Here is a 25,206-nt window from a genome sequence, read left to right on the forward strand (position 1 = left end):
CGCGCCCGTCACCGTCCGGCGAGGAAGGTGAGCAGGAGGCGCCGCTGCAGCGCGAACATCTCCTTCTCCTCCTCCGGCTCGGCGTGGTCGTACCCCAGCAGGTGCAGGATGCCGTGGGTGGTGAGCAGGAGCAGCTCCTCCACCGTGGAGTGGCCCGCCGCCTTCGCCTGCTGCACCGCGACGTCCGGGCACAGCACGATGTCACCGAGCGTGCCCGGCGGGGTCTCCTCGTCCTGGCGTCCCGGACGCAGCTCGTCCATCGGGAAGGAGAGGACGTCGGTGGGGCCCGGCTCGTCCATCCACTGCACATGGAGGTCCGTCATGGTGGCCGTGTCGACGAACAGGATCGACAGCTCGCTGGCGGGGTGCACGTGCAGGCTGTCGAGAGCGAACCGGGCCAGCGCGGCGAACTCGGCCTCGTCGACCTCGTGCCCCGACTCGTTGTTGACCTCGATGCTCACCGGCGTCCCCCTCGGTCGTGACGGTTACCGCGGCCGGGGCCGTCGTCCTGCGGCCGGGCCGTGTCCCACCGCGCGTAGGCGTCGATGATGTCGCTCACGAGGCGGTGCCGCACGACGTCGGAGCTGGTCAGCCGGCAGAACTCGACGTCGTCGACGCCGGTGAGGATGTCCTCGACGACCCGGAGTCCCGACGTCGTGCCGCCCGGCAGGTCGACCTGGGTGGCGTCACCGGTGATGACCATGGTGGAGCCGAACCCGAGCCGGGTGAGGAACATCTTCATCTGCTCGGCCGAGGTGTTCTGCGCCTCGTCGAGCACGATGAACGAGTCGTTGAGCGAGCGCCCCCGCATGTAGGCGAGCGGGGCGACCTCGATCGTCGCGGACTCGATGAGCTTGGGGATCGAGTCGGGGTCGACCATGTCGTGCAGCGCGTCGTACAGCGGGCGCAGGTACGGGTCGATCTTCTCGCTGAGCGAGCCGGGCAGGTAGCCCAGCTTCTCCCCGGCCTCCACGGCCGGTCGCGTCAGGATGATCCGGTTGACCTGCTTCGCCTGCAGGGCCTGGACCGCCTTGGCCATCGCGAGGTACGTCTTGCCGGTGCCGGCCGGCCCGATGCCGAACGTGATCGTGTTCGCGTCGATGGCCTCGACGTAGCGCTTCTGCCCGACGGTCTTGGGCCGGATCGTCCGGCCCCGGCTGGACAGGATGTCGAAGGTCAGCACCTCGGACGGCAGCTGGACGGTCTGGGCGGTGAGCATCGCCACCGACCGCGAGACCACCTCCGGCGTGAGCGGCGTCCCGGACTCCACCACCTCGACGAGCTCGTCGAGCAGGCGGGAGACGACGGCGACCTCGGCCGCCGGGCCGTGCACCGAGATCTCGTTGCCCCGCGCGTGGACGTCGACGCCGGGGAACCCGTCCTCGACCGCCCGCAGGACGGAGTCACGGCTGCCCAGCAGGGCGACCATCGGCACGTGGGTGGGGACGACGACGCGGTGCTCGGCGGTGTGCCCGGCGTTGCGCCCGGCGGGGTGCCGGCCCACGGGCCGGTCGGAGGCAGCAGAGGTCGACATGCTCAGGCGGGGCTCCATCCGAGCTGGGTTCCGGCGATGACGTGCCCGTGCACGTGGAAGACGCTCTGACCCGCGCGCGGGCCGGAGTTGAAGATGAACCGGTACTGCCCGTCCGCGAGGTCGTGCGCCACGGTGTCGGCGACCTCGACCACCTCCGCGAGCAGTCCCGGGTCGGCGGCCGCGAGCACGGAGACGTCCCCGTGGTGCTCCTTGGGGACGACGAGGACGTGCACGGGGGCCTGCGGGTCGATGTCCCGGAACGCGACGACGCGCTCGGTGGTCTCCACGACGTCGGCAGGCAGCTCCCCGGCGACGATCCTGCAGAACAGGCACTCGGGGTCGGTGGTGTCGTTCATACCGTCCACGCTACCGCCACCGGCCCAGACGTTCGCTCAGGAGCGCCACGGCGACCGGCCCGGCGGTCGAGGTGCGCAGCACGTGCGGCCCGAGGCGCGCCGCCGTCACCCCCGCGTCGGCGAGGGACGCGAGCTCGGCCTCGCCGATGCCGCCCTCCGGCCCCACGACCACGAGCAGCTCCGGTGCGGCAGCCGGCGAGCCCGCCTCCGGGGCGGGCAGCGCGACCTCCGCGAGCGCCGTCGTCGCCTCCTCGTGGAGGACGACGACGACTCCCCCGGCCCCGACGACCTCCCGAGTCCGTGCCGCGAGCTGCTTGGTGGTGACGTGCTCGGACACGGCGGGCAGCCAGGCCCGGCGCGCCTGCTTCACGGCGGAGCGCACGGTCGACTCCCACCGCGCCCGGGACTTCGCGGCCCGCGGCCCGCGCCAGACGACGACGGACCGGTCCGCCTGCCACGGCACGACGGCGTCCACCCCGACCTCCACGGCGGCCTCGACCGCGAGGTGGTCGCGGTCGCCCTTGGCGAGCGCCTGCACGAGGGTGAGCACGACGGCGGGCGCGGGCTCGGTGACGCGCTCGGCGACCCGCAGCCGGACGTCGGTGCCCTCGACGGAGTCGACGACGGCGCGCAGCCGGGTGCCGGCGCCGTCGACCACGTCGAGGCTCTCGCCGGGGCCCCGCCGCTGGACGACCCCGGCGTGGCGGCCCTCGTCGCCGCCCAGCACGAAGACCTCGCCCGGGGCGACCCGGCTCAGGTCGTCCGCCGAGAGGAAGACGGGCGCGCTCACGCCGCACACCTCTCACGTGACCACTGCGGTGCCTCGCTCCGCCACACCTCGTACCTCGGCGTACCTCCGCGGGGGCTCCTCGCGCTCACGTCGCACACCTCTCAAGTGACCACTGCGGTGCCTCGCTCCGCCACACCTCGTACCTCGGCGTACCTCCGCGGGGGCTCCTCGCGCTCACGTCAGCGGCCGCTCAGCTTGTCCTTGAGGCGCGAGAAGACGCCGGGGTGCGCTGCCACGAGCCGCGGCTCGGGCCGCTCCTCCCCCCGCAGGCCGGCGAGCTGGTGCAGCAGGGTGGTCTGCTCCTCGTCCAGCTCGGTGGGCACCTGCACCTCGACGTGGATGTTCAGGTCGCCGCGACCGTTGCCGTGCAGGTGCCCGACGCCGAGGCCCTTGAGGGTGAGGATCTGGCCCGGCTGGGTGCCGGGGCGCAGGTCGATCTCCTCGACGCCGTCGAGGGTGTCCAGCTCGAGCACGGTCCCGAGCGCCGCGGCCGTCATGGGCACCGGGAGGGTGCAGTGCAGGTCGTCGCCGCGGCGCACGAAGACGTCGTGGGCCTTCTCGCGGATCTCGACGTACAGGTCCCCGGCGGGGCCGCCGCCCGGGCCGACCTCGCCCTGCGAGGTCAGCTTGATCCGGGTGCCGGTGTCGACGCCGGCCGGGACGTTGACCGTCAGGCTCCGGCGGGAGCGGACGCGGCCGTCGCCGGAGCACTCCGCGCACGGCTCCGGGATGACCGTGCCGAAGCCCTGGCACGCGGCGCACGGGGCCGTCGTCATGACCTGTCCGAGGAACGAGCGGGCGACGCGCTGGACGTTGCCGCGGCCGTGGCAGACGTCGCAGGTGCGCACGTCGGTGCCGGGCCGGCACCCGTTGCCGCCGCAGGTGCCGCACACCACCGCGGTGTCGACCTGCAGCTCGCGCTTGGCGCCGAACGTGGCCTCGACGAGGTCGATGTCCATGCGCACGAGCGCGTCCTGGCCCCGTCGGGCGCGCGGCACGGGCCCGGAGGCCTGGCCGCCGCCGAAGAACGTCTCGAAGATGTCCTGGAAGCCGAAGCCCTGGCCGAAGCCGCCGCCGGCGCCCCCGCCCGGTGCCGTCGGGTCGACACCGTGGTCGTACTGCTCGCGCTTCTCGCGGTTCGACAGCACCTCGTAGGCGCGGGCGACGTCCTTGAACTTCTCCTCACCGGCAGCCCCGGCGACGTCCGGGTGCAGCTCGCGGGCGAGCTTGCGGTATGCCTTCTTGATCTGCTCGGGCGAGGCGTCGCGCTGGACGCCCAGGGTCTCGTAGTAGTCGGTCACAGTTCTCTCTTCGGTGACGTACGCAGTCTGGTCAGGGTTTCCGCGTGGCTCAGCTCGGCAGCACGCGGGAGAGGTAGCGGGCCACGGCATGCACCGAGGCGATGGTGCCGGGGTAGTCCATCCGGGTGGGCCCGATCGAGCCGAGGGTCGCGACGGGGTCGCCGCCGGACCCGTAGTCGGAGACGACGACCGAGGCCTCGGTGAGGCCGTCGAGCCGGTTCTCGTGACCGATCCGCACGCCCACGCCGTCGCTCGACATCTCGGTCAGCAGACCCAGCAGGATGACCTGTTCCTCGAGCGCCTCCAGCACCGGGCTGAGCCCCTGCTCGAAGGTGGACTCGGAACGGGCGAGGTTGGCCGTGCCCGCGAGCACGATCCGTTCCTCGTTCTCCTGGCCGAGGGTGTCGACCACCAGGTCCGCCACGGCGCCGGCGACACCCGCCAGGTCCGGGCCGACGGCCTCCACCACGGCGGCGAAGGCGACGGGCAGCTCCGCGAGCCGCTTGCCGGCGGCGGCGGCGTTGAAGCGGGCACGCAGCTCGGCCAGGGTGACCTCGTCGAGAGCGCTGACGCCGTCGGCGGTGCCGGGCAGCTCGCAGAAGCGCTGCTCGACCCGCCCCGTGTCGGTGATGACGACGACGAGCAGGCGGTCGCGGGCCACCGGGACGATCTCGAGGTGGCGCAGCCCGGACCGTCGCAGCGACGGGTACTGCACCACGGCCACCTGGCCGGTGAGCTGGGCGATCAGCCGGCCCGCCCGGACCAGGACGTCGTCCAGGTCGACGGCCTCGGACAGGAACGTCTCGATGGCCCGCTTCTGCGGGATCGTCAGGGGCCGCACCTCGGCGAGACGGTCGACGAAGAGCCGGTAGCCGGCGTCGGTGGGCACCCGCCCGGCCGACGTGTGCGGCTGGGCGATGTATCCCTCCTCCTCGAGCGCCGCCATGTCGTTGCGGATCGTGGCGGGCGAGACACCGAGGCGGTGCCGCTCGGTCAGGACGCGCGAGCCCACGGGCTCCCGGGTGGTGACGTAGTCCTCCACGATGGCGCGCAGCACCTCGAGACGACGTTCCTCGCTCACTCCTGCGCCTCCCTCCACCGAGCACATCTGGCTGTCGTTCGCGCGGCCGTACCTTTAGCACTCTCGATCGCTGAGTGCCATCCTACGCGTCTCCACGGACACCGACACGGACCCGGCCCCCGTGCCGGCGTGAGGTACCTCAGGGGCAGCGACGGCCCGGCAGGTCGCGAGAGACGAGGCGGCTGCCCGATGCCGACGCCTGCCTCAGACGCCCAGGCTCGTCGTACGGAGGGCCGAGCGGCGGCCCGCCTTGACCACGGAGGCGACCATGCACCCCCTCGAGCACCACACGCTCCACCGTCTGCAGGAGTCGGAGCAGGTCCGGCGCGCTGAGCGGGTGCGGCAGGCCAGGGAGCGCGATGCAGCCGGTCCCCGTGTCCCGGCGACGGCAGGCCCGTCGTGGCTCCGGCTCCCCCGCCTCGCCGTGCGGGGGCGCCGGCCGGCATGAGCACGACCCTGCGACCGGACCTGCGCCCGGACCTGCGCCCGGACCTCCGCGGCAGGATCACCTGGCACGATGGCAGTGTGCCACTCGATGCCTCCCCGCTGGTCGGGCGCGCCGGCCAGCTCACGACCCTCCGCGACACCCTGGCGGCGGCCGTGCACGGCCACGGCGACACCGTGCTGCTGTCCGGCGAGGCCGGGATCGGCAAGACCCGGCTCGTCACCGAGCTCCTCGCCGCGGTCGACGACGACGTCCTCGTCGTCCGCGGCCAGTGCGCGGACTCGGGGTCCGGCCCCGTGCCGTACGCCGGGGTGGAGGGGGTGCTGCGCGACGTCGTCGCAGCCCTCGGCACCGCCGACGCCCTCGCGGCCGCGGGGCCCGCCGCGGACGCGCTCGGCGCCGTCGTGCCCGGGCTCGTCGACGTCCGGCCCGACGTCGGCGCCGGCCGCGCCCCCGACGTCCTGGCCGACCTCCTCGCCACGCTCGCCACCGAGCGGCCGCTCCTGGTGGTGATCGAGGACCTGCACTGGTCCGACGACGTCGCCCGCGCCGTCCTGGCGCGCCTCGCCCGCGCAGCACGCACCACCGCCCTGTGCGTCGTGGCCACCTACCGCAGCGACGACGTCGGTCGGCGGCACCCGCTGCGCGCGACGCTCGCCGAGCTCGACCGCGCCCGGCTCGTCACCCGCGTCGAGGTGCCGCGCCTCGGCGAGGCCGAGGTCGCCGAGCTCGCCCGCGCCGTGCTCGACGACGGGGACGCCGAGATCCTCGACGGCACGGACCTGGCCGACCTCGTCGAACGCTCCGAAGGGGTGCCGTTCTACGTCGAGGAGCTCGCGTCGTGCCTGGACGAGGACATGCCGACCTCGCTGCGTGACGTGCTGCTCCTGCGCTACTCCCAGCTCTCGGCCGACGCCCAGACGTTCTGCCGCCTCGTGGCCGCCGGGGGCGCCCGCGCCACCCACGACGTGCTCGAGGCCGTGCTGGGCGGAGACGCGCTCGCCGCCGCCGAGCCGGCCGCCCGCGAGGCCGTCGACGCCCTCGTGCTCGTCGTCGAGCCGGACGGCTACCGGTTCCGGCACGCCCTGATGCAGGAGGCGGTCGACGCCGAGCTGCTGCCCACGGAGAGCCGCCGCCTGCACACGGCGTACGCCGAGGCGCTCTCGACCGGCCCGGCCACGGTGGCCCGGCTGGCCGAGGTCGCCGACCACTGGTGGCGGGCGCGCGTGCTCGACCGGGCGCTGGCCACGGCCGTCGCGGCCCAGGCGGCGGCCGGCGACGACGCGGCGGTGTCCACGGCCGTGGCGCTCGGCGAGCGCGCCCTCGAGCTGTGGGAGACCGTCGACGACGCCGCCTCGGTGGCGGGGACCACGCACCACGAGCTGCTCCTGCGCGTCGCCGACGCGCAGAAGGACGCGACGCGGATGGACCGAGCGCGGACGTTGGCCCGCCAGGCCCACGCCGAGTGGCCGGCCGACGACCCCGCCGGCCGCGCGTGGTCGCTGGCGGTCGCCGCGACGTACGCGCTGCGCACGGGCGACGTGGCCGGCGAGGAGATGCTGCGCGACGCGTTGGCCATCGCGCCGACGGACGACCCGGCGGCGCTGGCGGCGATGCTCCGCCTCCAGGCCCGGGCGGCGATGCTCGCCGGTCGGACCGACGAGGCGGTGCGCGCGGCCACGGCCGGCATCGAGGCCGCGACGGCGGCCGGGGACACCTCGACGCTCTCCGCGCTCGTCAACGCCCGCGCCCTGGCCCGGATCAACGCCGGCGACCTCGACGCCGTCGGCGACCTCCAGGAGAGCCGGCGGCTGGCCGGCGACGACTGGCCCTCGCTCGCCCGGTACTTCACCAACGCCTCGGACACGCGGATCAAGCTCGGGCACTTCGACGAGGCACGCCGCATCGCCCAGGAGGGCGCCGACCGGGCCCGGGCGCGCGGGGCCGGCCGGGTGAGCTTCGCCATGCTCGAGGGCAACGTCACCGAGGCGCTGATCTCCCTGGGCCGCTGGGACGAGGCGGCCGCCTGGTACGAACGCGCCACGACGCTCGTCGAGCCCAGCACCTATGCGGTCTACCTCGCGGAACGGTGGACCTGGCTCACGCTGTGGCGTGGCGACGTCGACCGCGCCGTGACGATGGCCCGGCGGCACCGCGCCGTGTGGCTGAAGCACGAACGCCTGGAGTTGCAGGTGCGGTCGCGCGTGCGCAGCACGCTCGCCGAGATCGCGCTGGCCCGTGACGACCTCGACGACGCCCTCGAGCTGGTCTCCCCGGTCACCGCACCCGCGTGGCTCTCCGGTGCGTACGCCCTGCCGGTCCTCGCCGTCGCCGCCCGCGCCGTCGCCCGGGCCAGGGAGGCCGGTCGCGAGACCAACACCGCGCCGTTCCGTGCCGCCCTGGAGCGCGCGTCGTTCTGGCCCACCCACCCCGTGTGGTCGGCGGTGTTCGACGCCGAGCTCGGCGAGGGGCCATGGGCCGCCGTCGCGCGCCTGAGCCCCGACGACGGCGCGCCGGCACACCTGCGGCCCTACGCCCTGTGGCGCGACGGCCGGCAGCGGCTCGAGACCGGCGACAAGGCCGAGGCCCGCACCCTGCTGACCCGCGCCGTCGAGGCGGCCGGAGCCATCGGCGCGGGTTACGTGCGGGACCGTGCGGCAGCCCTCCTCGACGACGCCGGTCCCGCGGTCCCCCGCCGGGCCCCGCACCAGGACGTCCGGACGGGGATCGGCGGGCTCACCGACCGCGAGCGCCAGGTGCTCGAGCTCGTGGCCGCGGGCCTGACGAACGGCCAGATCGCCGAGCGGCTGTACATCTCGCGCAAGACGGCGTCCGTGCACGTCTCGGCGATCCTGCGCAAGCTCGGCGTCGCCTCCCGCACCGAGGCGGCCGTGGTCGCCCGCACGGCGGTCGGCGGGTAGCCCGCCGGCCCGCCGCGGTGGCGAGCGTGTCGGTCACCGCGGTCCGCGCCGTCGCTGCCTAGGCTCACCCGCGTGCACGACCGCTACGGATCCGACGTCCTCGCCGCCGCCTCGAACCGCGCCCCGGGCGCCCCGGACGGGTCGGCGCACCACCGCCGTCGCCCCTCGTCCCGGCCGCAGCCCGCCGAGCACGGCCTCGTGGTCGAGGAGGTGCAGACCGGCTGGGTGGGCGCCGTCGTCCGCGTGGAGAAGTCGGGCGGGATGCACCTGGTGGTGCTCGAGGACCGGCGCGGCAGGACGCGCTCGTTCCCCCTGGGCCCGGGCTTCTGGGTCGACGGGCAGCCGGTCGAGCTCACCGCACCCGTGACGTCGCGTGCCCCCGCGGCGCCGACCCGGACCGCCTCCGGCTCGGTCGCCGTCCACGGCGCGCGCGCCCGGGTGGCCCGCGGCTCGCGCATCTGGGTGGAGGGCAAGCACGACGCGGAGCTCGTCGAGAAGGTGTGGGGCGACGACCTGCGCGTCGAGGGCGTGGTCGTGGAGATGCTGGACGGGGTCGACAACCTCGCCGACGCCCTGGCGGACTTCGCCCCCACGCCCGAGCGTCGGGTCGGGGTGCTGGTGGACCACCTGGTGCCCGGGGCCAAGGAGCAGCGCCTGGCCGACGCCGCGCTGCGCACCGTCCCCGCCGGCACGGTGCTCGTGCTGGGTCATCCCTACGTCGACGTCTGGCAGGCGGTGCGGCCGGCCCGGGTCGGGCTGCCGGCGTGGCCCACGATCGACCGCGGCACCGAGTGGAAGATCGGCATCCTGCGTGAGCTCGGGTGGCCGGCGTCCGGCCCCGCGGACGTGGGCCGGGCCTGGCAGCGGATCCTCGCCTCGGTCCGGGACTTCCGAGACCTCGACCCGGCCCTGCTGGGCCGGGTCGAGGAGCTCATCGACTTCGTGACGGCGTGATCAGAGCATCCCGTCGCGACGGGCGTAGTGGTTGACCTTCTCGGAGATCGACACCACGGCGAGGTAGAACTCGAGCGTGATGCGGGCGATCGCCAGGTAGACGAGCGCGATGATCCAGCCGAAGAGCAGGAACCCGATACCGGCCCAGACGCTGTTGGAGAACGCCGCGACGAGGGCCACCAACCAGCCCAGGGCGATGAGCACCGTGACGATGACGTAGACGATCTTGACGACCTTGGGCGTCACGTAGTTCAGGAACGAGTAGTCGAACAGCGCACCGAAGAAGCCCTTGGTGTCGTTGCGCGCCACGTCCGCCGCCGACGACGCCGCCCCCGCGTAGAACGACGGCTCGCCTGCGGGCGGCTCGCCCACCGGTCGCTCGCCGATCGGCTGCTGGTACGGCTGGGCGGGCTGCTGGGAGGGCTCCCGCTGGTACGGCTGCTGGGGGTAGGGCTCCTGCGGCGGCGGTCCTGGGGACGGCGGCGGGTTGTAGGGGTCCTCCGGCTCGCCCGGCGGCCTCGGCGTGCTCTCGCTCATGATTCCTCCTCATCGGTGGGCCGAGACCACTCTCCGGTGCTCCGCCAGGACGCGCCACCGGAGCGCCCGAATCGTCCGACATCTGGGAACGCGCACCGTCCTCTGCCAGGATGGATGCATGACCCACACACCGCCGCCGCCGCCCGAGCAGCCCTACGGGCCCAGGCCGCTGTCGCAGTCCGACGAGCGCACGTGGGCGATCCTCGCCCACATCGGCCCCCTCCTGGTGGCGGCCGTGACCGGCGGGACGCTCGGGCTGCTGGCCCCGCTGATCATCTGGCTCGTGCTGCGCGACCGCAGCGCCTTCGTCGCCGACCAGGCCAAGGAGGCGCTGAACTTCCAGATCACGCTGCTCATCGTGGTCATCGTCGGATGGATCACCACCCTGATCCTCATCGGCTGGCTGATCCTCGTCGCCGCCTGGATCACCGGACTGGTCCTGGCCATCATCGCGGCCATCACCGTCAACCGGTACGAGGCCTACCGCTACCCGCTCACCCTGCGTCTCGTGAAGTGACGGCCCGCCGAGCGGGTGAAATGACCTCAACTCCGGGTCAAGTCACCCCTCGGCCTCGCTGCGCCCGGCTAGCGTGCCTGCGGACATTCCACGCATGACGACGCACGACGGAGGATCTCGTTGACCGAGCCGACACCGCCCCAGCAGCCTCAGCAGCCCCATCCCCACCCCCATTCCCACCAGCCGCCCCCTGCCCAGTACGCCGCCGTCCCGCCGGCCCCGGTCGCACCGGCCGACGAGCGGACCTGGTCGGTCGTCGCGCACGCCGGCGGGATCGTCACGTCGTTCGTCGTCCCGCTCGTCGTGTGGCTGATCTACAAGGACCGCAGCCGGCGCCTGGACGACCAGGGCAAGGAAGCACTCAACTTCCAGCTCACCCTGCTGCTCGCCTACGTCGGCATCCCGATCGTGTCCACCGTGATCGCGGTCATCCCGATCATCGGGCTGCTCAGCGTCTTCGGGATGTTCCTGGTGTTCGTCGCGTGGGTCGGCGCGGTCGTCTTCGGGATCCTCGGAGCGATGGCCGCCTCGCGGGACGAGTGGTACCGCTACCCGTTGACCATCCGCTTCATCAGGTAGCGGTCAGCCGACGCCGGCGGTCAGCTCGCGCACCACGGTGTCGGCGAGCAGCCGCCCCCGGCGCGTGAGCACCGCGCGCCCCCGCACGGCCGCCGTACCGTCCAGCAGCTCCCGGGCCACGAGCCCGGCGACGGCGCGGCGGCCGCCCGCGTCCAGGACCGTGAGGTCCAGCCCCTCGGCCAGCCGCACCCCGAGCATGACACGTTCCAGGTGCGCCTCGTCCCGGCTGAGCAGCTCGCGTCCGGCACCCGGCGACCCGCCGGCCTCGAGCGCGGCGGCGTAGCGCCGCGGGTGCTTGACGTTCCACCAGCGCACGCCGGCGTGCTCCCCGGCCGCGGCACCGCCGTCGGGCCCGGCACGTCCGCCGACGTAGGAGTGCGCCCCCGGGCCGATGCCCCACCAGTCGTCGCCCCGCCAGTAGGCGAGGTTGTGCCGGCAGGCATGCTCGGGCCCGCGGGACCAGTTGCTCACCTCGTACCAGCCGAGACCCGCCGCGGTGAGCAGGTCGTCCGCGATCTCGTACTTGACGGCCTGGTCGTCCTCGTCCGGCAGGCGGACCTCGCCGCGGCGTACCTGAGCGGCCATCTTGGTGCCCGCCTCGACCACGAGCGCGTACGCCGAGACGTGGTCGACGCCCGTGGCCAGCGCGGCCTCCACCGAGGTCCGCCAGTCGTCGGTGGACTCCCCCGGCGTGCCGTAGATGAGGTCGAGCGAGACGTCCAGGCCCGCCTCCCGCGCCCAGCGCACCACGTCGGGGACGCGGGCGGGATCGTGCGTGCGCTCGAGCGTGGCCAGCACGTGCGGCACCGCGGACTGCATCCCGAACGAGACGCGCGTGAACCCCGCCTCGGCAAGCACGGCCAGGGACTCCGGGGTCACGGAGTCGGGGTTGGCCTCCGTCGAGACCTCGGCGTCCGGCGCCAGGCCCCACGCGTCGCGCACGCCGGTCAGGACGCGGGCGAGATCCGTGGCCGGCAGCATGGTCGGGGTACCCCCGCCGAAGAACACGGTCGACACCGGCCGGTCACCCAGGCCCGCGCGGTCCAGGACGCGAGCGGCCAGGTCGACCTCCCGCAACGCCGTCGTCGCGTAGGCGAGCTGCGAGGCGCCACCACCCAGCTCCGAGGCCGTGTAGGTGTTGAAGTCGCAGTACCCGCACCGCACCGAGCAGAACGGCACGTGCACGTACACGCCGAACCGGCCGGCGTCGTGCGCCCCGTGCCGAGCCACGAAGGAGGGCAGCGCGCCGTCGGCCGGGACGGCCTCGCCGTCGGGAAGGGCCGGCACGCTACTTCTTCTTGTCCTTGGTCTCCTTGCCGCCCGCGCCGTCGGAGGACAGGGCGGCGATGAACGCGTCCTTCGGGACCTCGACCGACCCGATGTTCTTCATGCGCTTCTTGCCCTCCTTCTGCTTCTCGAGCAGCTTGCGCTTGCGGGAGATGTCACCGCCGTAGCACTTGGCGAGCACGTCCTTGCGGATCGCGCGCACCGTCTCGCGGGCGATGACGCGAGCGCCGACGGCGGCCTGGATGGGCACCTCGAACTGCTGGCGCGGGATGATCTCCTTGAGCTTGGCGGTCATCTTCACGCCGTACTCGTAGGCCGCGTCCTTGTGCACGATGGCGCTGAACGCGTCCACCTGGTCGCCCTGCAGCAGGATGTCCACCTTGACGAGGTCCGCGGCCTGGTCGCCGACGGGCTCGTAGTCCAGGGACGCGTAACCCCGCGTGCGGGACTTCAGGGCGTCGAAGAAGTCGAACACGATCTCCGCCAGGGGCAGCGTGTAGCGCAGCTCGACCCGGTCCTCGGACAGGTAGTCCATGCCCTGCATGGTGCCGCGCCGGTCGGTGCACAGGCCCATGACGGTGCCGACGAACTCGCTGGGGGCCAGGACCGTGGCCTTGACCACGGGCTCGCGGACCTCCTTGATCTTCCCGCCCGGGAACTCGGACGGGTTGGTCACCTTGACCTCGGTGCCGTCCTCCATCGTCACGTCGTACACGACGTTCGGGGCGGTCGAGATGAGGTCGAGGTCGAACTCGCGCTCCAGGCGCTCGCGCACGATCTCGAGGTGCAGCAGGCCGAGGAACCCGACGCGGAACCCGAAACCGAGCGCCACGGACGTCTCCGGCTCGTAGTTCAGCGCGGCGTCGTTGAGCTTGAGCTTGTCGAGCGCGTCGCGCAGCGTCGGGTAGTCGGAGCCGTCGACCGGGTAGAGGCCCGAGAAGACCATCGGCTTCGGCTCGGCATACCCGCCGAGGGCCTGGGTCGCCGGCTTGTTGGCGGTCGTGACCGTGTCACCCACCTTGGACTGACGGACGTCCTTCACACCGGTGATGAGGTAGCCCACCTCCCCCACCCCGAGGCCGTTGGTCTTGATGGGCTCGGGCGAGATGACCCCGATCTCGAGCAGCTCGTGCGTGGCCCGGGTCGACATCATCTGGATGCGCTCGCGCGGGTTCAGGTCGCCGTCGATGGCGCGGACGTACGTCACCACACCGCGGTAGGTGTCGTAGACCGAGTCGAAGATCATCGCCCGGGCGGGGGCGTCGGGGTCGCCCACGGGCGCGGGGACGCGCTCGACGATGCGGTCCAGCAGCGGCTCGACACCCTCGCCCGTCTTGCCCGAGACCTTGAGGACGTCCGCCGGGTCGCCGCCGACGAGGTTGGCGAGCTCCTCGGCGTACCGCTCCGGCTGGGCGGCCGGCAGGTCGATCTTGTTCAGGACCGGGACGATCTCCAGGTCGTTCTCCATCGCCAGGTACAGGTTGGCGAGCGTCTGCGCCTCGATGCCCTGGGCGGCGTCGACCAGGAGCACGGCGCCCTCGCACGCGGCGAGCGAGCGGGAGACCTCGTAGGTGAAGTCGACGTGGCCCGGGGTGTCGATCATGTTCAGCGCGTACGGCTCGTCGCCGAGCTGCCACGGCATGCGCACGGCCTGGGACTTGATCGTGATGCCGCGCTCGCGCTCGATGTCCATCCGGTCGAGGTACTGCGCGCGTGCGTCGCGCGGCTGCACCACACCGGTGAGCTGCAGCATGCGGTCCGCGAGCGTCGACTTGCCGTGGTCGATGTGCGCGATGATGCAGAAGTTGCGGATCAGCTCGGGCGCGGTGGCGTTGGGCTGGATGCGCTCGCTCAGCGCGGGGGACGGGATGGGCAACGCGTCTCGCTCCGTCGGGTCGGGCCGGTCGGGATGGGCCTGGTCATTCTCCCATGCCACCGGCGGTCCGGTTGGCAGCACCTCGACGCCACGTGGCAGGCGCCGGCCTTCAGCACCGTCCCGCCGCCCTCTACCGTGACGGCATGACCACGCCCGCCCCCGCCGTCGACCCGTCCTCCGGCCGCCGCACCGACGGTGCGGCCGACCTCGACCGGCTGGCGCTGCTGGGACGGCTGCAAGAGGCCTTCGCCGCGGACGTCGACGGCGCAGACCCTGCCGCCCCGGTCCCGGCGTGCGGGCGCTGGCGGGTCCGGAACCTCGTGACTCACCTGGGCCGCATCCACCACTGGGCCGCCGGTCAGGCGCGCCGGGTCCAGGAGACCCCGCTCGGGCGCGGCCCGTTCGACCTCGCCCCGTTCTACGCCGAGCAGGCGGCGGAGGTCCGGGACACGCTGGCCGCGCTCGGTCCCGACGCGACCTCGTGGACGCTGCTCGGCAACGGCCCCGCCTCGTTCTGGCGGCGTCGGCAGGCCCACGAGACGCTCGTGCACCTGCACGACCTGCGGGCCGCACGCCTGGGCTCGGCCACCGCCGTCGGCCGCGAGGAACCCGTCGACGTCCCGGCGCCGGTCTGGGCCGACGCCGTGGACGAGGTCGTGCACCTGTTCGCGCCACGACAGGTCCGGCTGGGGCGGATGGACCCGCTGACCGCCGCCGTCGGGCTGGAGGCCACGGACCTGGGCTGGTCGTGGACCCTCGGCGACGGCGACCCTGCCGTCGTCGCCCGTGGGCCGTCGCGCGAGCTCGCCCTGGTCCTCTGGCGGCGCCTCACGCCGTCCGAGGCGGAGGTCGAGGTACTGGGTGACGCCGCGACGCTGCACACCACCCTGGCCGCACCGATCGTGCCCTGAGACACGGTCTCCCTCGCCAGCGGACCGCGGCCCCTGGTTGACTGACGGCCGACCGGACCGCCCGCCACCTCCACCCGCCGCGTCCCGCCCGTGAGGAGCACCCCCGTGCCGCACACCGTCACCGTCGAGCGCGACGACGCCGTCGCCGTCGTCACCCTGCAGCGGCCCGAGGCCCGTAACGCGCTCGACCTGGCACTCAAGGAGGACCTGCTCGCCGCGCTCGAGGAGGTGGGGGCGGACACCACGGTCCGGGCGGTGGTCCTGACCGGGGCGGGCCCGGCCTTCTGCGTCGGCCAGGACCTGCGCGAGCACGTCGCGTCGCTGGAGTCGGGAGCCTGGGCCACCCAGCGCACGGTCGAACGCCACTACGGCCCCCTCGCCGAGGCGCTGACCACGATGCCCAAGCCCGTGATCGCCGCCGTGCGGGGCGCGTGCGTCGGAGCCGGCCTCGGGATCGCGCTGGCGTGCGACCTGCGGGTGCTCGCCGACGACGCGGTGCTCGGCACCGCGTTCGGCGGCGTCGGCCTGACGTTCGACACGGGGCTGTCGGCCACGCTCACCTGGGCCGTGGGCGCGGCTCGCGCTCGCGAGCTCGTCCTGCTCGGGGAGACGTTCGACGCCGAGAGCGCCGTCGGGTGGGGCATCGGCGGCCGCGTCGTACCGGCCGCGGACGTCCTGCCGACGGCCCGCGAGCTCGCCCGCCGTCTCGCCGCCGGCCCGACGCTCGCCCACGCGGCCTCCAAGCGCCTCGTCGCGGCCGCGACGACCCGGCCGCTGACGGAGACGCTGGCCGCGGAGGCCGCGGAGCAGGACGCGCTCGGGCGCAGCGCGGACCACCGTGAAGCCGTCGACGCGTTCCTCGCCCGGCGCAGCCCGACGTTCACCGCACGGTGAGCTCGCGGGCGCACGGGTCCGCCACCGCCGTACGCTGACACCCGTGAGAACGCCTCGCTGGACGACGACGCTGCTGCGCGCCGCACGAGCCCTCGGCTCCCTGACCGGCGCCCGGCCACGGGGCGGGCGCCCCAAGGTCGGCACCTCGACCCGGACGCCCGGGGCTCCGCCGCCCCGCGCGACGACGTACCCGGGCGACTTCGTCGGGACGGTCCGCACGAGGTACTCCCCGCGCCCCGACGGCGCCCCGGACCCGGGCGAGATCGTCTGGACGTGGGTGCCGTTCGAGGAGGACGCCACGCGGGGCAAGGACCGGCCGGTCCTCCTGGTGGGGCGCGACGGGCCGTGGCTGCTCGGCCTGCAGCTCACGAGCCGGGACCACGACCTCGACGCCGAACGGGAGGCGCGGTACGGCCGGTACTGGATGGACATCGGCAGCGGTCCCTGGGACCGGCAGGGCCGGGCGAGCGAGGTCCGTCTGGACCGCGTGATCCGCGTGGACCCGGGTGCCGTCCGGCGGGAGGGCGCGGTGCTCGAGCGTCGCGCCTTCGACCGCGTGGCCGAGGCGATGGCGCGAAGGGTCTGAGGCTGGTAATCTAGTGCGCTGCGTGTCCGCCCAGGTCGGCGGGCACAGTCACAGCTCCTCTCCACGGGTTCCCCACCCCAGTCCCGGAGCTGCGGCCGCCCTCTACGACCTATCCGCTCGCCGACAGGCGAACACACCAGGAAGTACTCCAGTGGCAAACATCAAGTCCCAGATCAAGCGCATCAAGACGAACGAGAAGGCTCGTCTGCGCAACAAGACCGTCAAGTCGGAGCTGAAGACGCACATCCGCAAGGTTCGTGCCGCCGTCGCCGCCGGTGACAAGGAGGCCGCCACGGCTGCCCTGCAGACCGCGACGCGCAAGCTCGACAAGGCCGCGTCGAAGGGCGTCATCCACGCCAACCAGGCGGCCAACCGCAAGTCGGCCATCGCGAAGGCCGTCGACTCGCTCTGAGCTGACGCACAGCTGGTGCCGGAGGGCGCCGTTCCCCGTCGGGAACGGCGCCCTCTCGCTCGTGCGGCGCGGTCCGGGGCGAGCTGCCCGAGCCGAACGAGCGGCCCGAGCCGTCAGCGCACGCTGCGCGCGCGGGCGATCGTCAGGACGGCCTTCTCGACCGCATAGACCGGGTCGCGGCCACCACCCTTGACGTCGGCGTCGGCCTGGGCGACAGCCCCGATCGCCGCGGCCAGCCCCTCCGGCGTCCACCGGGCGAGGTCGCGGTTCGCGTTGCGCACCTGCCAGTCCTGGAGCCCCTGCTCCCGTGCGGTCGTCGCCCCGCCCCGGATGGCAGCGACCCGCGCCAGGGTGCGCAGCCGCAGGGCGAGGGCGGCCACGACGGGTACCGGGTCCGCACCGGTGTCCAACGCGTGCCGCAGGAGCGCCACCGCCGAGCCGGCATCCCCGGCGACGGCGGCATCGGCCACCTTGAACCCTGTCGCCTCGACGCGCCCGCCGTAGTAGCGGTCGACGGTCGCCTCCCCGATCGTGCCCGTGGTGTCGGCGACGAGCTGGGCGCACGCCGAGGCGAGCTCGCGCAGGTCGTTGCCCAGCGCGTCCACCAGCGCGCGCACCGCGGCAGGCTCGGCCCGGCGCCGGGCCGCCCGCAGCTCGCCGGAGACGAACGCCACCTTGTCGGCGTCGCGGCCGATGGCGTCGCACTGCAGCACCGGCGCTCCCGACGCCAGGATCGCGTCGAGCATCCGCTTGCCACGGTTGCCGCCGGCGTGCACGACGACGACCACGCCCTCCGGGTCCGGGGCCGCGACGTAGTCGACCACGTCGGCGACCAGGTCCTCCGTGCACGCCTCCGCACCGCGGACGACCACGACCTTGGCCTCGCCGAACAACGACGGGCTCGCGGCGACCGTCAGCTCGCCACCCACGTACGCGGCGGCCTCGAGCTCGACCTTCTCGACCTCCGGGTCGCGTGCCCGCGCCAGCTCCACCACGCCGTCGACGGCCCGCTCCGCGAGAAGCCCCTCGGGGCCGCGCACGAGCACGACCGGGGCGAGGGTCGGGTCGTCCCAGGGCCGGGCGTTCGCCGGGGCCTTCGGGCGACGCGCGGAGCGGGAGCGCGAGGAGGTCGGTGGCACGGGTCCAGCCTGCCAGACCGCACCGACACCTCGCGGCCGCCCCCGGTAGCCTGAGCCGGTGCCTCGGACCCTCGTCGTCACGAACGACTTCCCACCCCGGCAGGGCGGCATCGAGACGTTCGTCCATGCGATGACCTCCCGGTTCGACCCTGCCGAGGTCATCGTCCACACCTCCTCGACGCCCGGGCAGGAGGCGTTCGACCGCAACCTGCCCTACCCGGTGGTGCGCGCCGACACCCGCATGCTCCTGCCGACGCCGGCCCGCACGCGGCAGGTCGTGCGGCTCGTCGAGGAGCACGGCTGCGACAGCGTGTGGTTCGGAGCCGCCGCGCCGCTGGGCCTGATGGCCGCCGCGCTGCGCCGCCGCACCTCCGTGCGTCGCATCGTCGCCACCACCCACGGGCACGAGCTGTGGTGGGCGCGCGTGCCGGGCACCCGCGCAGCGCTGCGACGCATCGGCCGGGACGTGGACCACCTCACCTACCTCTCCGACCGCACGGTCGGCACGCTGGCGGACGCCGTCGGTCCCGAAGCCGCGGCCCGAGCGGTGCGCCTCTCCCCCGGCGTCGATCCCGAGACGTTCGCGGGCACCGACCCGGCCGGCGGCCGGGAGGTGCGCGCGCGCTACGGGATCCCGCCGGACGCCCCGGTCGTGCTGTGCGCCGCCCGGCTCGTGGAGCGCAAGGGGCAGGACACGCTCGTCCGCGCGCTGCCCGCGGTCCTGCGGGACGTGCCCGACGCGCGGCTGCTGATCGTCGGCGACGGGCCCGACGCCGGTCGGCTGCGCCGCCTGGTCTCCGACCGCGACCTGGCCGACCGCGTGGTGCTGGCCGGCGGGCACCCCCACACCGCGATGCCGGCGTTCTACGCGGCGGCCGACGTCTTCGCCATGCCGTCGCGCAGCCGGCGCGGCGGGCTCGAGGTCGAAGGGCTCGGGATCGTCTACCTCGAGGCCCAGGCCGCGGGGCTCCCCGTGGTCGTGGGCAGCTCCGGCGGCGCGCCCGACGCGGTGCGCGACGGCGGTACCGGGTTCGTCGTGGACGGCACCGACCCGGACGACGTCGCCCGACGCCTGGTCGAGCTGCTCGCCGATCCTGCCCGGTGCCGCCGCATGGGGGCCGACGGGCCGGCCTGGGTACGAGGCGCCTGGACGTGGGACCAGCGGTTCGACACCCTGCGCCGGCTGCTCGCCGGCTGACGCCGTGGACCACTGTGCGCCCGAGCCCTTGCCGGCTCCCGCTGCTGCTGCCCGGCGCACGTGGTTGCATGAACCGGTGGACCGCAGCCCGACCGACGCGCCGACCTTCGCCGCACGCCGCACGCGACTGCTGGGCCGCGAGCAGGAGGTCCAGGCGGTCCTCGACGCCGTCGACGCGGCCAGCCAGTCCGTCGTGACCATCACGGGCGTGGGCGGGTCCGGCAAGACGTCGCTCGCCGTAGAGGTCGGTCACCGCCTCGTCGGTCAGTTCGGGCGCCGCTGGTTCGTGGACCTCACCGTCGTCGACCATCCCGAGGACGTGGTGGTGCACGTGCTGCACGAGGTCGGCCTGCGTTCCTCCCTGGGCGACCCGCACGACGTCCTCGCCGCGGAGCTCCGCCGCGGGCCGGCCCTGATCGTCCTCGACAACTGCGAGCACGTCCTCGACGCCGCTGCCCACCTGGTGGCCGTCGTCGCGGCGGCCTGCCCCGAGCTGACGCTCGTCGCGACGAGCCGACGCCCCCTGGACGTCCCCGGCGAGCGCCGTCTCAGCCTCGGGCCGCTGCCCCTGACCGACGACGGCGCGCCGGGCCCGGCGGTGCGGTTGCTGACCGCACGGGCGAACGCGCTCGGCGCCCACGTGGACCCGACAGGACCGGAGGGCGCTGCGCTGCTCTCCGTGTGCCGACGGCTCGACGGCCTGCCGCTGCCCCTGGTCCTGGCCGCCACCCAGCTGCGCTCGGTGACCCCGGCCGAGCTCGACGCCCGGCTCGCCGAGGGCCTGCGACTGCCCGCGATGCGTGGCGGCACGGCCCACCAGCGCACGATGACCGCCTCGCTCGACTGGAGCCTGGACCTCCTGACCCCCACGGGCGCCGACCTCTACCGCCGGCTCGGAGCGTTCGTGGGAGGTTTCGACGCCGCGCTGGCCCGCGACGTCTGTGCGCCCGGCACCCCGCCGGTCCAGGTCACGCAGGCGCTGGGGGAGCTCGTCGACCACTCGCTGCTGGCCGTCGACACCGCCGGCGTCGCGACGAGGTACCGGATGCTCGCCGTCGTCCGCGAGCACGCCCGCGCCCACCTCGACGACGAGGCCCGCACCGAGGTGACCGCCGCCCACCGACGCGCCGTGCTGGCCCGGATCAGCGCGCAGCGCGACCGCGACCGCTACTTCTCCCCCGACCAGATCCGCGAGCTCGAAGAGCTGCACGACGACGTCGTCGCGGCCATCGACAGCGCCATCGCCGCACGCGACGCACCCACCCTCGTCGCCCTGCTCACCGGCACCATCCGGTTCTGGCGGGTCACGGGCCGCATCCGGTTCGGGCTGGACCGCAGCAAGGCCGCCATCGCCGTCCTCGAGGGCTCCGGCCGCGCGGTGCTCGAGTACATGCTCGCCGACCAGGAGCGCATCCTCGGCCTGCTCGACGACGCGGCCGAGCACGCGCACGACGCCCTCGAGAGGATCCGCCGCGGCGAGCCGGCCGCGTGGTTGCCCTTCGCCATCGCGGTCACCGGTGACGTCGCGGCGGCCCAGGGACGGTTCGACGACGCCCGCGACGCCTATCGGCAGGTGCGCGCGCTGTACGACCCGCAGACCGACCCCCGCCTGCACGCTCTGTGGTGCGCCAACCTGGGCGGGATCGAGCTGGAGGCCGGCCAGGACGCCGCCGCCGAGCAGCTCCTCGAGGAGGCACGCGAGATCTTCGCGGTCCATCCGCCGGTGTGGCTGGCCGGCCGGGTGCAGGGCCATCTCGGTGTCCTGGCGCGCCGCCGCGGTGACTTCGGCTCCGCGGCGACGCTCCTCCTCGGAGGGCTCGACGACCTCGCGCCGTACAACGCGCTCGCCGAGGCCGCCCCGCTGGTCGACGAGCTCGCCCTCGTCCTGGCGGCCACCGGCCGGGCGCAGGACGCCGCCGACTGCCACCGCGCCGCCGCGGAGATGCGGCGACGCATGGGGTCTCCGGAACCGGAGGACACGGAGACCATGGGCGGCCAGCCGGCCCTGTCCATCGCCGAGGTGGTGGCCCTGGGGCGGCGGACGGCGTTCCACCGGCACGGCACCGACCTGCTCACGCCGCGCGAGCTGGAGGTGGCCGAGCTCGTGGCCGACGGCCTGACGAACCCGCAGATCGCCGAGCGGCTCGTGATCTCTCCGGGCACGGCCCGCACCCACGTGGAACGCATCCGCACCAAGCTGGGTGTCGGCTCCCGCGTGCAGGTGGCCCGGTGGGTGCTCGAAGAATACGTCGAACGACAGACGCGCTGAGCACCCCCGACGGCGCACGATGGACCGGCTCGGGCACGGCGATCGAGACGCCGTGCCCGAGACGATGTGAGCCGTTCCCCCGGCGGCTCACCGTGACGCGTCGGTGGCGCCGGCCGTGCCGGTGCCACCGATGTCACGAGCGACGTGCGCAGGTGAGCTCCAGGCCGCCCTCGCGGACCGTCAGCGCCGACGTCCCGCACTCGTCCGTCCGCACGATGCGCGAGCCCACCGCCGCGTACAGGGCGAGCGCCGAGCTGGTGGGGTGGCCGTAGTCGTTCTCCCCGACCGGCACCAGCGTGACGCGGGGGGCGAGGAGCCGGGCGAGGTCGGCGGACTGCGACGCCGAGCCGTGATGGGCCATCTTGAGCACCTCGACCGGTCCGTCGGGCAGCCCCGACGGAGCGAGCAGCCTCACCAGGCGCTCCTGACCCGGCTCCTCCAGGTCGCCGAGGGCGACGACGTCGATCCCGCTCCCCGTCCGCAGGGCCAGCGCCACGCTCGCATCGTTCGCCGCGCCCGCGCCGCCGCCGGGCGCCGGGTCGGCCGCCAGCACCTGGTAGGTCACCGTGCCCGCGGCACCTCGCTGCCCGGTGGTCCCCGCGGAGACCGGCACGCCGGCGTCGGCCAGCGCGCCCCGTGCCCGACCTGCGGGCGCCGCCGGGTCGTCCAGCGGTGAGACGACGGCGGCACGCACCGTGCGTCCGGCCAGCACGGCGTCCAGGCCGCCGACGTGATCGGTGTGGAAGTGGCTCAGCACGAGCAGGTCGATGCGCTCCACGCCCAGCCGCTCGAGGCACCGCGCTGCCGCGTCACCCGGCGGACCGACATCGACGACGACGGCGGCGCGCGCTCCGCTGCGGATCGCCAGGGTGTCGCCCTGGCCCACGTCGCACGCCACCACCTGCCAGTCGTCCGGGATGTCGCCGGGCACCAGCCCCGGTGCCAGCCGGGGCCAGGCCGAGACGAGCAGCGCGGTCCCGGCGAGCAGGACCACGCTCAGCGCCCCGACCACCAGACCGCGTGCCGGGCGCGCGCGACGGCAGGAGGCGGCGGCACGGCGCCACACTGCCGCCAGCAGGACCCCGGGGGCACGCCCGGCGGCACGCACCGGGCCGCGCGCCGGGGGCCTGCGCAGGGCGACCCACAGCACCGCCGTCGTGCCTGCCGCCAGCAGCAGCGCACCACCGACACCGCCCGGCCACGGCAGGCTCGCCCCCGGGAGGGCCGCGAAGGACCGGGCCACCGCCGCGATCCACGCCGTCGCGACGCCGGCGACCCACGCCACCGCGCCGGCCACCGCGGGCGCCCAGGGCGCCAGGAGCGTCGCCACGAGACCGAGCACGGTGGCGGGCACGAGCGCGGGCGCCGCGAGCAGGTTGGCGGGCACCGCCGTCGCCGGGAGGGCCGGGTCGAGGAGGACGAGCAGCGGACCGCAGGCCGCCTGCGCCGCGAGCGGTACCGCGACGGCGAACGCGAGGACGCGCCCGCACCACGGGTCCAGGCGCCGGGCGATCGGGCCCGTGAGCAGGATGATGCCCGCCGTCGCGGCGCACGACAGGGCGAACCCGAAGGACCGCGACATCCACGGGTCGACGACGAGCAGCACGGTAGAGGCGACCGCGAGCGCCGGCGGCCCGGCGGCGGGCCGTCCGAGCGCCAGGGCGAGCAGGGTGACGGAGCAGGTCCAGGCCGCGCGGAGCACGCTGGGCTCGGGCCGCACCAGCAGCACGAACCCGACCGCGCCGACGACGAGGAGCACCACCCGCGCGGCGCGGGGCAGGCGCAGGCCCGCGCAGGCGACGGCGAGCGTCGCCACCACGATCGCGAAGTGGCTGCCGGACACCGCGGTGACGTGGGTCAGCCCGGTGGTCCGCATGGCCTCGTCCAGGTCGTCGGGGAGCCGGGTGGTGTCGCCGACCGCCGCGCCCGGTACGAGGCCCCGCGCCTGCGGCGACAGCCCCTCGGTGACCTCCAGCAGCTCCGCGCGCAGGACTGTCGTCGCCCGCAGCACGGGACCGGGCGGAGCGGTGACCCGCACCGCCGTCGCGCTCGCCGAGGCGGCCGTGCCCGCGCCGATCCCCGGCGGGCCGAGACGCACGTCGGCGACCACCACCGCCCCGTACCGCGGCGGCGGCCCCGGCGCGGTCACCTCGACATGGCCGCGTGCCGACGACCCCGTGCCTCGCGCCCAGACCTGCGTCACGGCGACCTGCCACCGGTGGCCGTCGCCGAACGTCGCCGGACGCGGCTCGGTCACGACCGTGCCGCGGAGCGTGGCGACGGCGCCGTCGGCGGCGAGCTGCGGCAGCGGTGCGCGTGCCGCGGCCTGGCCGTGCACCGAGCCGGCGAGCGTGACGAGGCAGGCGCCCACGAGCAGCAGATGGGCCACGACGGCACGCCCGGAGCGACGCAGGACGACCAGACTCCCGAGCGCCACGACGGCACCGCCGACCCCGACGGAGAGCACCACCACGCCGTCGGTCGCCGCCCCGCTGAGGCACCATGCCGCGGCCCAGACGACGAGCGCCGCCGGGGCCAGCCGCAGGTCCTGCGTCACAGCACGACGAGGTCGCGCACGTCCGCCAGCAGTGCGGGTCCGATCCCGGAGACCTCCGCCAGCTCGTCCACGCGCGTGAACGGGCCGTTCTCCTCGCGCCAGGCCACGATGCGCTCTGCGATCACCGGACCGACGCCGGGCAGCGCCGTCAGGGCGTCGGCGCCGGCGGTGTTCAGCGCCACCGGAGCGGCGTCGGCGGCGGGTTCGCCGGGCGTGCCGTCAGGTGTGCCGCCCGGCAGAGCGACGGGCGGGTCCTCCCCCGGCGCCGGGACACGGACCTGCTCCCCGTCCACGACGGCGCGGGCGAGGTTGAGCGCAGCCAGGTCCGCCTCGTCGGTCGCGCCGCCCGCGGCCTCCACGGCGTCGGCCACCCGGGAACCGGCCGGCAGGTGGACCAGACCCGGGTCGGCGACCTGCCCGGTGACGTGGACGACGACGCCCGGGGGCGACGTCGTGGTACCCACCTCCGTCGCCGGGTCGGTCGCTGGGTCGGCCACCGGGTCGGTCGCCTCCTCGGGCCCTGCCGGGGCGAGCGGGTCGGTCGCCGCGTCGCCCGGCGCCTCCGCCCGGAGGGGCACCCCCTGCGAGGACTCCTCGACCGCGACACCGAGGTCCTCGGTGCTCCCGCCGGAGAAGTGGGCGACGGCGGCGACGGTCAGCCCCAGGACCAGGACCACGGCGCAGGCGGCGACGGCGGCCGGGCCGGACAGGGCCCAGCGGCGACGTGTCGCCCCGTCGTCCGGCGCCACCGGGTGGCCGTGCGCCGCGCCGTACGCGGCGGCCACGTGCCCGGCGGACCGCCGGGCACGCAGCCGCTCCACCAGCTCAGGGTCGGGCCCGACGCCCGGCCCCCCACCGCCCGCTCCCGGCACGGATGCCCGGTCAGGTGCGGGCGGTCCCGGGACCGACTCGTCGAGGGCTGCCCGCAGGGCGTCGAGTCGTGCGGCGGCGTCGGTCGTGCGCGGCGTGGCGGAGGTGGTCACGGCCCGAGGCTAGGGACGGTGCCGCGCCGTGTACCGCCCTCGGACGAGCGCTGTGGACACGCACTCCCTGAGGGTGGGG

General features: G+C 74.7%; 22 protein-coding genes. 10 read left to right on the forward strand and 12 right to left on the reverse strand.

Features of this window, described 5'->3' with window-relative positions; translation table 11 throughout:
- Positions 1–8 precede the first annotated feature (8 nt).
- The 6 genes from ybeY to hrcA form a co-directional block, all read right to left on the reverse strand.
- The gene (gene ybeY / locus BCL65_RS12160) at positions 9–461 is read right to left on the reverse strand and encodes an rRNA maturation RNase YbeY (protein WP_106268402.1); all 453 of its coding nucleotides are present in this window, start codon (positions 459–461) and stop codon (positions 9–11) included.
- Positions 458–1,534 carry a PhoH family protein gene (locus BCL65_RS12165; protein ID WP_207767714.1) on the reverse strand — a complete coding sequence of 359 codons (1,077 nt, stop codon included), beginning with the start codon at positions 1,532–1,534 and terminating at the stop codon, positions 458–460. The genes ybeY and BCL65_RS12165 overlap by 4 nt, the downstream gene beginning before the upstream one ends.
- A gap of 2 nt (positions 1,535–1,536) precedes the next feature.
- Positions 1,537–1,890, reverse strand: a complete 354-nt coding sequence (locus BCL65_RS12170; RefSeq protein ID WP_106268705.1) for an HIT domain-containing protein — start codon at positions 1,888–1,890, stop codon at positions 1,537–1,539.
- A 10-nt stretch (positions 1,891–1,900) separates the two neighbouring features.
- A complete protein-coding gene (locus tag BCL65_RS12175) occupies positions 1,901–2,680 on the reverse strand; it encodes a 16S rRNA (uracil(1498)-N(3))-methyltransferase (protein ID WP_106268405.1) in 780 nt (259 codons plus the stop codon).
- A 179-nt stretch (positions 2,681–2,859) separates the two neighbouring features.
- Complete coding sequence (dnaJ, locus tag BCL65_RS12180; protein WP_106268407.1) at positions 2,860–3,981, reverse strand: molecular chaperone DnaJ; 1,122 nt, start codon at positions 3,979–3,981, stop codon at positions 2,860–2,862.
- Between the two features lie 49 nt (positions 3,982–4,030).
- A complete protein-coding gene (hrcA, locus tag BCL65_RS12185; protein WP_106268409.1) occupies positions 4,031–5,062 on the reverse strand; it encodes a heat-inducible transcriptional repressor HrcA in 1,032 nt (343 codons plus the stop codon).
- A 525-nt stretch (positions 5,063–5,587) separates the two neighbouring features.
- Between hrcA and BCL65_RS18455 the strand changes: the two genes are divergently transcribed.
- Together BCL65_RS18455 and BCL65_RS12195 are read left to right on the forward strand one after the other, a co-directional pair.
- Entirely contained in the window at positions 5,588–8,428 is a 2,841-nt protein-coding gene (locus BCL65_RS18455; RefSeq protein ID WP_165800012.1) for an ATP-binding protein, read from the forward strand.
- Between the two features lie 72 nt (positions 8,429–8,500).
- The gene (locus BCL65_RS12195; protein WP_106268413.1) at positions 8,501–9,382 is read left to right on the forward strand and encodes a DUF3097 domain-containing protein; all 882 of its coding nucleotides are present in this window, start codon (positions 8,501–8,503) and stop codon (positions 9,380–9,382) included.
- Here the strand turns inward: BCL65_RS12195 and BCL65_RS12200 are convergent, their stop codons facing one another.
- A complete protein-coding gene (locus BCL65_RS12200; protein ID WP_106268415.1) occupies positions 9,383–9,919 on the reverse strand; it encodes a DUF4282 domain-containing protein in 537 nt (178 codons plus the stop codon).
- 118 nt (positions 9,920–10,037) lie between these two features.
- On the opposite strand from BCL65_RS12200, the gene BCL65_RS12205 reads away from it, so the two are divergent.
- Together BCL65_RS12205 and BCL65_RS12210 are read left to right on the forward strand one after the other, a co-directional pair.
- Positions 10,038–10,436: a DUF4870 domain-containing protein gene (locus tag BCL65_RS12205; RefSeq protein WP_106268417.1), complete on the forward strand. Its 399-nt coding sequence runs from the start codon at positions 10,038–10,040 to the stop codon at positions 10,434–10,436.
- A gap of 120 nt (positions 10,437–10,556) precedes the next feature.
- A complete protein-coding gene (locus BCL65_RS12210; RefSeq protein WP_106268419.1) occupies positions 10,557–11,015 on the forward strand; it encodes a DUF4870 domain-containing protein in 459 nt (152 codons plus the stop codon).
- Positions 11,016–11,018: 3 nt separating this feature from the next.
- Here the strand turns inward: BCL65_RS12210 and hemW are convergent, their stop codons facing one another.
- Both hemW and lepA read right to left on the reverse strand, forming a co-directional pair.
- Positions 11,019–12,302, reverse strand: a complete 1,284-nt coding sequence (hemW, locus tag BCL65_RS12215) for a radical SAM family heme chaperone HemW (RefSeq protein WP_106268421.1) — start codon at positions 12,300–12,302, stop codon at positions 11,019–11,021.
- A 1-nt stretch (position 12,303) separates the two neighbouring features.
- On the reverse strand, positions 12,304–14,178 hold the full coding sequence (gene lepA / locus BCL65_RS12220) for a translation elongation factor 4 (protein ID WP_106268423.1): 1,875 nt from the start codon (positions 14,176–14,178) through the stop codon (positions 12,304–12,306).
- A gap of 143 nt (positions 14,179–14,321) precedes the next feature.
- Between lepA and BCL65_RS12225 the strand changes: the two genes are divergently transcribed.
- The 4 genes from BCL65_RS12225 to rpsT all read left to right on the forward strand — a co-directional run bounded on the left by BCL65_RS12225 (position 14,322) and on the right by rpsT (position 16,981).
- Positions 14,322–15,089: a maleylpyruvate isomerase N-terminal domain-containing protein gene (locus BCL65_RS12225; RefSeq protein WP_106268707.1), complete on the forward strand. Its 768-nt coding sequence runs from the start codon at positions 14,322–14,324 to the stop codon at positions 15,087–15,089.
- A 105-nt stretch (positions 15,090–15,194) separates the two neighbouring features.
- Positions 15,195–15,983 carry an enoyl-CoA hydratase/isomerase family protein gene (locus BCL65_RS12230; RefSeq protein ID WP_106268425.1) on the forward strand — a complete coding sequence of 263 codons (789 nt, stop codon included), beginning with the start codon at positions 15,195–15,197 and terminating at the stop codon, positions 15,981–15,983.
- Between the two features lie 43 nt (positions 15,984–16,026).
- Positions 16,027–16,569, forward strand: coding sequence for a type II toxin-antitoxin system PemK/MazF family toxin (locus BCL65_RS12235; protein WP_165800013.1), 543 nt, complete (start codon positions 16,027–16,029; stop codon positions 16,567–16,569).
- A 151-nt stretch (positions 16,570–16,720) separates the two neighbouring features.
- Entirely contained in the window at positions 16,721–16,981 is a 261-nt protein-coding gene (gene rpsT / locus BCL65_RS12240; protein ID WP_106268427.1) for a 30S ribosomal protein S20, read from the forward strand.
- 113 nt (positions 16,982–17,094) lie between these two features.
- Here the strand turns inward: rpsT and holA are convergent, their stop codons facing one another.
- Complete coding sequence (gene holA / locus BCL65_RS12245; protein ID WP_243401033.1) at positions 17,095–18,120, reverse strand: DNA polymerase III subunit delta; 1,026 nt, start codon at positions 18,118–18,120, stop codon at positions 17,095–17,097.
- 58 nt (positions 18,121–18,178) lie between these two features.
- Here holA and BCL65_RS12250 point away from each other — a divergent pair, with 58 nt between their 5' ends.
- A complete protein-coding gene (locus BCL65_RS12250) occupies positions 18,179–19,318 on the forward strand; it encodes a glycosyltransferase family 4 protein (protein ID WP_106268429.1) in 1,140 nt (379 codons plus the stop codon).
- 76 nt (positions 19,319–19,394) lie between these two features.
- Positions 19,395–21,587, forward strand: coding sequence for an ATP-binding protein (locus tag BCL65_RS18340; RefSeq protein ID WP_106268431.1), 2,193 nt, complete (start codon positions 19,395–19,397; stop codon positions 21,585–21,587).
- Between the two features lie 133 nt (positions 21,588–21,720).
- Here BCL65_RS18340 and BCL65_RS12260 read toward each other — a convergent pair whose 3' ends face one another.
- Both BCL65_RS12260 and BCL65_RS18345 read right to left on the reverse strand, forming a co-directional pair.
- The gene (locus BCL65_RS12260; protein ID WP_106268433.1) at positions 21,721–24,144 is read right to left on the reverse strand and encodes a ComEC/Rec2 family competence protein; all 2,424 of its coding nucleotides are present in this window, start codon (positions 24,142–24,144) and stop codon (positions 21,721–21,723) included.
- Positions 24,141–25,127: a ComEA family DNA-binding protein gene (locus BCL65_RS18345; protein ID WP_106268435.1), complete on the reverse strand. Its 987-nt coding sequence runs from the start codon at positions 25,125–25,127 to the stop codon at positions 24,141–24,143. The genes BCL65_RS12260 and BCL65_RS18345 overlap by 4 nt, the downstream gene beginning before the upstream one ends.
- Positions 25,128–25,206 lie beyond the last annotated feature (79 nt).

Source organism: Isoptericola halotolerans (assembly GCF_003003075.1).
Lineage (GTDB): Bacteria > Actinomycetota > Actinomycetes > Actinomycetales > Cellulomonadaceae > Isoptericola > Isoptericola halotolerans_A.

Bases quoted from the DNA above. Each gene is read 5' to 3' on its own strand.
- BCL65_RS12170 (WP_106268705.1), bottom strand. From the start codon at position 1,890: ATGAACGACACCACCGACCCCGAGTGCCTGTTCTGCAGGATCGTCGCC.
- BCL65_RS12200 (WP_106268415.1), bottom strand. From the start codon at position 9,919: ATGAGCGAGAGCACGCCGAGGCCGCCGGGCGAGCCGGAGGACCCCTAC.
- BCL65_RS12165 (WP_207767714.1), bottom strand. From the start codon at position 1,534: ATGTCGACCTCTGCTGCCTCCGACCGGCCCGTGGGCCGGCACCCCGCC.
- BCL65_RS12225 (WP_106268707.1), top strand. From the start codon at position 14,322: ATGACCACGCCCGCCCCCGCCGTCGACCCGTCCTCCGGCCGCCGCACC.
- BCL65_RS12205 (WP_106268417.1), top strand. From the start codon at position 10,038: ATGACCCACACACCGCCGCCGCCGCCCGAGCAGCCCTACGGGCCCAGG.